Below are 4,442 nucleotides of genomic sequence, written 5' to 3' on the forward strand. Positions count from 1 at the left end.
GACAACGAACTGCACCACGAGGAGTGGTCCGACGGTCTCAACCAGTTCGACGAGTGGCTGACCGAGGCCCTCGAAGAGACCGGAGATCTGAACACCGCCGAGCTACGCTCCCGCGACGGGATCCGCGGCCGTCAGGTGACCTTGCGTTAGTGGTGTGTCTCGGAAATGGGTGACCTGGACGACGCGGTCGGGGCCTTCGCGACCTGCGGCTCCGGGTGAGTAAACGCGGTGGACAACTCCACGCGTGGTCGGGAGATATCAGAGCCGAGACATATCGTGACGGTTGGCGGCACCGGACACTCGCCAGCCTGTACCGGGGCCACCATGACCTACGCTAGGTGGACACCCGCGGTCACCACTCACCCGAGATCGGAGGGCTGACATGACAGTTCTCGACGCCCCCTCGCTGGCTGGTTCACGCGACACAGCGCAGCAACTGCTCCGCGCGCTGCCACACGACCTCAGCGATGCAGAGGTCATTCTCGACTGCGGCGGTCTCCTCGCCGCTACCGTGTCTTTCGCCGACGAACTAGTGCACGAAATCCTGGTCGTCCGCCACGCACGCGCGCTCCGGGTTGTACGCGTCTCCGACGACGAGTTCGGTGAATACCTGGCACAGCGGGCCACCGAGCACGAGGTCAGCGACCGACTATCCGTGGCTTAGCCGTTCTCCTCGTAGCTACGCAACGCCACGCCGAACTGAGCACTCTTTGCCTCCATCTCCGCGACCGTCGGCGCCGTGATCGCGTCGTCCAGTGGATCACGGGGCTGGCCGAACAGCAGATAGTAGGCGCGCATCGCATCGGCGTACGCCGCAGCCCTCTGCCGGACCCACGTGTCGTTGCAGCCCTCGATCGCCCGTGCAAACGCGCGGGACGCGGCGGCCAACTCATGGCTGGTCTCGGGAGTCGCGTCTCCGGTCACGCGGTACTTGGCGTACGCGGCCTCCACCCGGTCGCATGACTCAGTTGCCCGGTCCACCCGCCGCTTTCGTCGCTCCGCATTCCGATTGCGGCGACCGACGAACTCGGCCGTGACGTATGCGGTGAACATGCCGATCACCGTGATTGTCCCGGATATCGCCGGGGCGATCCACACAGGCGCACACGAATTCACTTCCGGCCTTCCATCATCACGGCGCTGACAAATCTGGTCGCGAGCCAAGCTTAAGGACGCACGCCGACAGCCCCGAAGAACTGCTTGGCCATGGTGCGCACTCAGATGAGCACGCACTCTACGAACATCTCCGCGATCCCGTCGGCGATCGGCGTCAGGCTGCGACGGTGGTCCCACCGGCCGTGGGCCGGTAGATGCCCATGTACTGCTGGCCGATGTTGTCGGTGCGCATGGACGAGATCGCCACCGGGTCGCCGGCCTCGATCAGCGTGCCGTCGCCGAGCGCCATCGCCACGTGACCGCTCCACACCACCAGGTCGCCGGCCTGCGCCTGACCCTCGGGGATGCGGGCGCCGATGGCCTGATTCTCCGCCGTGCGCGGGATCTCGACGCCGGCCTGTCGATACGAGTACTGGGTCAGTCCGCTGCAGTCGAGTCCTTTGCCCGGGGTCGTGCCGCCCCACACGTAGGGGACACCCCGTTGGGTGAGGGCGGCGCGCACCGCGTTTGCGGCCTTCTCGTTGGGGGCGGTGACCACCTTGCCGTTGGGCAACGTCAGCCGTACACCGCCGCCGGGCAGTGATTCCGATGTGATGCCGTGTGCCGCCGCGTCTTCGGCGCTTCCCGTCGCCGACGCCGAGGCCTTCGACAGCGCCCGCTGCGCGCCGGTGACCTGCTTGTCGCGTTCGTTGTACCGGCGCTGGTCGAGGGCCTGCATCTCGGCGACTTTCTGCAGCTTGCGGGTCTCACCCTCCAGGTCGTGACGGACCCGCTCGATCACCGACATCGCGCGCTGCAGGTGCTGCTCGGCGACTGCGAGGAGCGCCGGCCAACCGGCGGGGGTGAGCAGTACCGGTCCCGCCGCGCTGGTCGTCTCGATGAACGAGTCGAGAATCGCGGCCAGGTCACGGTATCCGCTGTTGACCACCTCCGTGGCCGTGTCCATGACGACCGCGATCTCGTTGCCGCGATCGGAGGTGTGCGCGGTGTCGAGATGCATGGCGTGCATGGTCTCGACGGTCTGCGTCGCGGCGACCCCGTGCCATTGATGATCCAGTTCCACCGTCGCCTGGGTCGATTGTCTGCGAACGTTCTCCAGCACCTCGCTGGCGCGGCGGAGCTGTGTCGACGGTCCGTCGACGGGCATCGCACCGGTGCCGAAGGACGTCAGGAGCGCCTGCAGCGGCGCGATCAGGACGGTGAGCGGGAGCATCTAGGCCCTCACCTCGACGCCGGGGCTGGTCGGCGCGGTTCGGGTCGTCGTGGCGGTCACCGGAGTCGCGGTGGCCAGGGAGGTGTAGAGATCGGAGGCCTCGCTCATGCGTTCGGCGTATTTCATTGAATACGCCGAACGTTGGACCATCTGCGCACGGTCGCCGGGCCTGCCGGAGGTGTCGCGCAGCTGTTCGTAGTACGAGGTCGCGGCCTCATCCACGTTCAGCCGGTTGCGGCCGTTGGTGGTCCACGGCTCGAAGTTGCGCTGCTGGAACACCCCGACGCTGTCCCGGTCGCCGTAATTCAGGTTCTGGAGATTCGACTCGACGAGCCCGGTGGCGATGGCCGAGGTGATCTCGTCGTCGGTCATGCCCATCTTCTTGCCGCGATCGATGATGATCGTCGCGACCTGTTCGCGCGTCAGGTTCTGACTGGTGGGGTCGATGCCGGTCGAGAGACCGGTCAGCGCACCGGCCGATGACGCGCCGGCGCCGCCGAACTGCCGGCCGTTGTCCTCGTCGGTCGTCACGTAAGTGTTCGCGGAACCGAGCACCGCACGCCCGACGGCGCTGTACCGCTCACCGATCGCGGTGACCTGGTGATTGTGGTTGTTGGTGACGAGCGAGGCCATCGCCATGAAATCGGCGCCGACGAGCCCGAAGACGGAAGCCATCACCGCGGTGTCGAACTCGCCACGATGTCCTTCCACCGAGACCGTCGTTCCCCGGTCCTCGGTCTGCCGGCCGAAAGTGCGCACCGATTCGGTGTCGACATCCAGCTCCGCCATCGATTGACCCCCTGCCCCCGACGGACGCGAACCCTCCCGCCGCGCACGCCACATGTAGGTTATCAATCCGACAGGTCCGGGTGCAGTCGTGCAGATGACCGACCCGCTCTGCGGGGTGCGGCCGTGCACAGGGCACAGTAGTAGGCCGAAGCCCTGCTCCGGCCAGGGCCGACATCGGGGGGTGGTCGAGAAGTGTCGACGCGCAAGTCGCTTGTGGCTGCGGGGGCGATGTGTGTCTGTCTGCTCGTGGCGACAGTGGTGGCGGTGATCCCGCGGACCACGTCGGGGCAGGCGGTCGCCACCGCGCCGACACGCGCACAGCACACCCTCGACGACGCGACCACCGCCATGGCGGACGCACCGGGTGTCACCTACGACGGTGACCTCAACGTCGACGGCACGCCGATCCGGGTGCAGGACCTGACGGTGACGGCCGCGGGGGATGTCCACGGAACGGTGGCGCTCGACGGCGCGCCCGCCGAGGTCGTCCAACTCGCGGGCGGTACCTACGTCAAGGCCGACGCCGCGTTCTGGGATGTCCGCAACGCCACCGCCGACAGCACGGTGCGGCGCAACTCCACCGGCGCCGCCGGGAATTGGGCCCTCGTCGGACCTGATTTCTTCGGCATCGACCTCGGAGCGGTGCTGCTGCCCGCATCGTACGGGCTCGGCGCGCAGGACTCGGATCAGCGAATCGACCAGGGAGCCAGAGTGATTGCGGTACCCGTCGCCGACCAGACGCCCGACCGGCGGGTGGAGTCGGCCGGTGATCCGCAGGGCCTGGCCCCCGGGCCGGTTCAATCCGACGGCCAGACGATCGTCGCCGGCGACAACCCGATCCGTATCGATGCCGAGGGAGGCATCTACGGCATCGCGGGTCCGGTACGCACCGCCCCCGCAGACCGGCCGACGACCAGCAAACTGAAGGTCACCCTCCTGACCAACGACGAGGTGAAGACCTTCTACTCCACGGTGCAGGGTTTGACCGATCCGCTGTCGAAGGTGGCCGCGCCGGAGGTCACCGTACCCAAGCCGACCGGCAACCTCGACGCCTGCACGAACACCTTCTGCATCCTCGCCTACCACTTCACCAACGCGATGCCCGGCGCCGACCGCGGCACCGTCACGGTGCTGCAGTCCTCGTCGTTGACGGTGAACGGCGCGCCGGCCGGATCCTGTTCGCGCACGGTCACGATGCCGATGAACGGCACCGGCGAGTCCACCTGCACCTTCCGGTTCTCCGATCCGGGTACTCGCACGATCAACTATCACGCCGACAGCGACTTCGACATCTCCGCCACCGCGGAGAAGGACGTCACCGTGC

Annotated in this window: 6 protein-coding genes; 3 read left to right on the top strand and 3 right to left on the bottom strand. The window is 67.3% G+C overall.

Features of this window, described 5'->3' with window-relative positions; all coding sequences use genetic code 11:
• Positions 1-150, top strand: a 150-nt coding sequence (locus GORHZ_RS31515) for a DUF5926 family protein (protein ID WP_006330475.1), incomplete at its 5' end; no start/stop codon positions are given.
• 232 nt (positions 151-382) lie between these two features.
• Positions 383-664 carry a hypothetical protein gene (locus GORHZ_RS03635; RefSeq protein ID WP_006330476.1) on the top strand — a complete coding sequence of 94 codons (282 nt, stop codon included), beginning with the start codon at positions 383-385 and terminating at the stop codon, positions 662-664.
• Here the strand turns inward: GORHZ_RS03635 and GORHZ_RS03640 are convergent.
• The 3 genes from GORHZ_RS03640 to GORHZ_RS29385 all read right to left on the bottom strand — a co-directional run bounded on the left by GORHZ_RS03640 (position 661) and on the right by GORHZ_RS29385 (position 3,118).
• The gene (locus tag GORHZ_RS03640; protein WP_006330477.1) at positions 661-1,053 is read right to left on the bottom strand and encodes a hypothetical protein; all 393 of its coding nucleotides are present in this window, start codon (positions 1,051-1,053) and stop codon (positions 661-663) included. The two genes, GORHZ_RS03635 and GORHZ_RS03640, sit on opposite strands and share 4 nt — an antisense overlap.
• A gap of 217 nt (positions 1,054-1,270) precedes the next feature.
• Positions 1,271-2,329 carry a C40 family peptidase gene (locus GORHZ_RS03645; protein ID WP_006330478.1) on the bottom strand — a complete coding sequence of 353 codons (1,059 nt, stop codon included), beginning with the start codon at positions 2,327-2,329 and terminating at the stop codon, positions 1,271-1,273.
• Positions 2,330-3,118 (bottom strand): hypothetical protein, encoded by a 789-nt coding sequence (locus tag GORHZ_RS29385; RefSeq protein ID WP_006330479.1) that lies wholly within the window; start codon positions 3,116-3,118, stop codon positions 2,330-2,332.
• 192 nt (positions 3,119-3,310) lie between these two features.
• On the opposite strand from GORHZ_RS29385, the gene GORHZ_RS03655 reads away from it, so the two are divergent.
• Positions 3,311-4,442 (top strand): hypothetical protein (locus GORHZ_RS03655; RefSeq protein WP_006330480.1); only part of this gene is annotated, 1,132 nt, incomplete at its 3' end.

This window comes from Gordonia rhizosphera NBRC 16068 (assembly GCF_000298195.1).
In the GTDB taxonomy this organism is placed as follows: Bacteria; Actinomycetota; Actinomycetes; order Mycobacteriales; family Mycobacteriaceae; genus Gordonia; species Gordonia rhizosphera.

Excerpts from the sequence above, each read along its gene's own strand:
- GORHZ_RS03635 (WP_006330476.1), top strand. The coding sequence starts at position 383 with ATGACAGTTCTCGACGCCCCCTCGCTGGCTGGTTCACGCGACACAGCG.
- GORHZ_RS03640 (WP_006330477.1), bottom strand. The coding sequence starts at position 1,053 with ATGTTCACCGCATACGTCACGGCCGAGTTCGTCGGTCGCCGCAATCGG.
- GORHZ_RS03645 (WP_006330478.1), bottom strand. The coding sequence starts at position 2,329 with ATGCTCCCGCTCACCGTCCTGATCGCGCCGCTGCAGGCGCTCCTGACG.
- GORHZ_RS29385 (WP_006330479.1), bottom strand. The coding sequence starts at position 3,118 with ATGGCGGAGCTGGATGTCGACACCGAATCGGTGCGCACTTTCGGCCGG.